Source organism: Oligoflexus sp. (genome assembly GCF_035712445.1).
Taxonomy (GTDB): domain Bacteria; phylum Bdellovibrionota_B; class Oligoflexia; order Oligoflexales; family Oligoflexaceae; genus Oligoflexus.
In genome coordinates this window covers 1-3359 of sequence record NZ_DASTAT010000035.1, presented here as the reverse complement: position 1 = coordinate 3359, position 3359 = coordinate 1, and the positions used below count along the sequence as shown (strand labels likewise).

Genomic DNA, 3359 nt, shown 5'->3' with positions numbered 1-3359 from the left:
CGACCTGGCCATCATGAAAGCCGACCTGATCACAGGTGATACCATCGCGGTTGTAGGCTTTACACGATAGTGCCTGGCCCAACCAGGCAAGACAGCCGTTCACGCAGCGGAATTTTCCGGATTGATTGCCCCAGGGATATCCCACCTGGCCTTCATAAAAACCGACGTCATCGCAGCTGATGCCATCCCTATTGTATTCTTTGCAGAAGTCATTCTGCGTGGGTTGTCCGCAGATGGGTGAGGCCGGTGAGCCATAGCAGGTATCCACAGGAACCGGTATGACGACAGGATCGGCTGAGGCCGCGAGCGTGGTGCAGAAAAAGGCCAGGACAAGCCCGAGTGACTTAAGAAACATAATTCTCTCCTCTTTATTTGCTTCGTGTCATCTGTTGAGAGAACCATCTGCGCAGGGAGGTTATATCGGGACTGTCCTTGATTATCACGCGCGCGACAAGAAACTTTTTTTCGAGATCTCACATTCATGACCAAACGGTCGACATTAGCCACCCGTCGGCTGCTGCGTGATCTTCCTTAGGGCTTGTTTTGTAGGCCCCAGATCAAGTGATTCATCAGGAGGATTTCATTGAAAAACTTCGAACGCTGCGCTTCGATATCAAGATATTCCGCAGGCAAAGCGGCCACGACAGGTCCCGATGGAAAGCATTCCTTCCAGTACGCGATGCCATAGGTATAAAAGCGTCTCAGACTGAGCTCGCAGAAATCCTCAGACCATTCGGGAAAACTTCGTGCAATAAGCTGGCACGTACGGCGCGTTTCCTGTCGATTTTTCTGGCGCGCGACGCGCACGTATTCAGGCGGCAGATTTTCCTCCAGGACAACCGACGCCAGAGCTGTGAGATCGACGAAGTCGGTAAAGTCGGCGAGACTTCGGCAGAGATAAAGGATGAAACCTGCGGCATCCGGCGCGCGATCCAGGAGATGCTCGCGCACACTCTCGTGCCAACGACGGAAGTTCCTGACGAGGAGCTCCATATAAATTTCTTCTTTGGTGCTGAAGTAAAGATAAAGAGTGCCCTTGGCAATCTTCACTTCCTTGCAGATCTCCGCAGCGGTGTGCAAACGGCGCTCGCGCTTGAAGAGCTTGAGGGTCGTGCTCAGTATCTTCTCGTACTTACGCTCTTTGTCGGCATCATTAAGGGCGCGCGATTCCATGCTCACTCCAAATGAACAGCATTCATTTCCGATAACCCCTTCATAATATAATAAAAGATAAATGAATAAAAGATGTTGATCGAATTGTATTTGACAAAACACATCGACTCTAATATTCACCGCTGACCAACGGTCATTACCTTCAAAACGGCTCTGCAAGCCAGTTTCAAAGCCAAGGGAGATTCAATCATGTCGATGTTCGAGGGGGTCAGCCTTCCCCAGCATGCACGGAATCACGACGAACGCCAGCAACGTCTGGCTATCTATCGGGAAAAGTTCCGCTATGATCAGAGCGTGGTTCAGTACGTGCCGATTTCAGCCACAGTTCCGGAAGAAGCGAAAGCTGGTCCCGGCTGGAGCCTGAAGATTGTCGCCACAGCCTATAAGCTGCGCCGCAATTGGGAAAAAATCCTGGATGAGCATGGTTATGTGTTCCAGGACAAGCTGGATGAGAAATCGGTCCCCGAAATCGCCGACATGCTTCTGAAAAAAGATCTTTTGGGTATCCTCGCTTATTCGGATCCCGATCTGGGCGTGGCCCAGAGCAGAAAAAGGCCCGAGAGCTTCACCGATTACTATAAGCTCTTCAAACACTTCCCCATGCCGGAAGGCGCCGATCAAATCATGAATGACAGTGCCTTTGCCGATTACTTCGTGGCTGGCCTGAATCCTTTGATGATCCGCGTGATGAAAGAGATCCCAGCGAAGCTGAACCTGACCCAGGATATCTTTGCCGCGCATCCCGCCTTTGCTCATGATCAGCTGGACCTTGCGCTGAACGAAGGCCGACTCTTCATCGTGGATTATGAAGTGCTGACAGCTTTGGAACCGGGTGTTCATCCTGATCAGCCGAAGTATGTGTATGCTCCGATCGTGGCGCTGGCTTTGCCGCGCGGGAGTGAGAACCTTGAAGTGCTGGGCGTACAGACCGGCCAGGACAAGGATATCTATCCATTCGTGACGCCCAGGGCCGGCACCTGGGATTGGCTGGTGGCCAAGACCATCGTGAAGACCTCGGATATCAATTATCATGAAGTCGCCAGTCACCTTGGTCTCACGCACCTTGTGATCGATCCCATCGTGGTCGCGACCTATCGTCAGCTGTCCGATAAACATCCTCTGCATCAGCTTTTAGCGCCTCATTTTGAAGGCACATTGCCCATCAATGCACTGGCTGTCCGCCGCTTGATCAACCGTGATGGCAAGGTCGAGCAGCTGCTGGCGCCGCAGATTGAATCGGCCTACAAAGTTCTGAGCCTGATTCGGAATAACTTTCACTTCCGCAATAGCTTTTTGCCGAATGACCTGCAAAAACGCGGCGTGACGAACGCCAGCATGCTGAAAAACTATCCCTATCGTGATGATGCCCTTCTGATCTGGGGCGCGATTGAAAGCTGGGTTCGCGACTATGTGAAGGCCTATTATGAAAGCGATGCCGATGTCGCAGAAGACAGCGAGCTGGCCCAGTGGACGGCCGAGATTATCGACCCGACTGGCGGCCGCATCCTGGGCTTCGCGCCGGACGATCGCATCAGCACCCGTGAGGTTTTGATCGAAACCTTGACCATGATCATCTTCACAGCATCGGCCCAGCACGCCGCCGTGAACTTTCCCCAACGCCGCGCTGCTGCCGTTCCTTATCAGCCGCTGGCCGGTTATGCTCCAGCCCCGACTGGTCTGGGCCTGAGCGAAGCGGATGCGCTCGCGTTCCTGCCGCCGCTCGATCGCGCGATCAAGCAAACGCATACGCTGACGCTTCTGGGCGATACCTACTATACGCAGCTCGGCGGTTATGCCCTGGGAACCTTTGATGACAAACGCATCGTGCCTTCGCTCTGGAAATTCCAGGATCGCCTGCGGCACATCGAAAGCGAAATCAATCGTCGCAACCGGACCCGGCGGACCAGCTATAGCTACCTGAAACCGTCGCAGATCCCACAGAGCATCAACATCTAAAGGAAAGGATCTCTTATGCTTCGCCGTCTTTGCAATCGCCGTCATGTGTTGGCCGCCTCCAGCCTTTCTTTGGGTGGCATGCTCCTGGGTTCCAGTCTGGCTTTCGCAGGCAATGAATCGGAACTGAGCCGGATGATCAAGGGCATCATCCTGGAACATTATCCCAAGGCTCGCGAGCAGGAAGCGATGGTCGATCAGTTCATCGCCGATCTTCTTGCGCAGAAGGTGGA

At 53.4% G+C, this 3359-nt stretch carries 4 protein-coding genes; 2 read left to right on the top strand and 2 right to left on the bottom strand.

Going from position 1 to position 3359, the window contains the following annotated elements:
• On the bottom strand, positions 1-355 hold a 355-nt coding region (locus VFO10_RS07415), incomplete at its 3' end, for a hypothetical protein (protein ID WP_325138606.1).
• Between the two features lie 176 nt (positions 356-531).
• A complete protein-coding gene (locus VFO10_RS07410) occupies positions 532-1173 on the bottom strand; it encodes a TetR/AcrR family transcriptional regulator (protein ID WP_325138604.1) in 642 nt (213 codons plus the stop codon).
• Between the two features lie 189 nt (positions 1174-1362).
• Here VFO10_RS07410 and VFO10_RS07405 point away from each other — a divergent pair, with 189 nt between their 5' ends.
• Positions 1363-3129, top strand: a complete 1767-nt coding sequence (locus tag VFO10_RS07405; protein ID WP_325138602.1) for a lipoxygenase family protein — start codon at positions 1363-1365, stop codon at positions 3127-3129.
• 15 nt (positions 3130-3144) lie between these two features.
• The coding region (locus VFO10_RS07400; protein ID WP_325138600.1) for a hypothetical protein at positions 3145-3359 on the top strand (215 nt) is incomplete at its 3' end.

What these genes read in the sequence shown, in the direction of transcription:
- VFO10_RS07410 (WP_325138604.1), bottom strand. Translation starts at nt 1,173, where the DNA reads ATGGAATCGCGCGCCCTTAATGATGCCGACAAAGAGCGTAAGTACGAG.
- VFO10_RS07405 (WP_325138602.1), top strand. Translation starts at nt 1,363, where the DNA reads ATGTCGATGTTCGAGGGGGTCAGCCTTCCCCAGCATGCACGGAATCAC.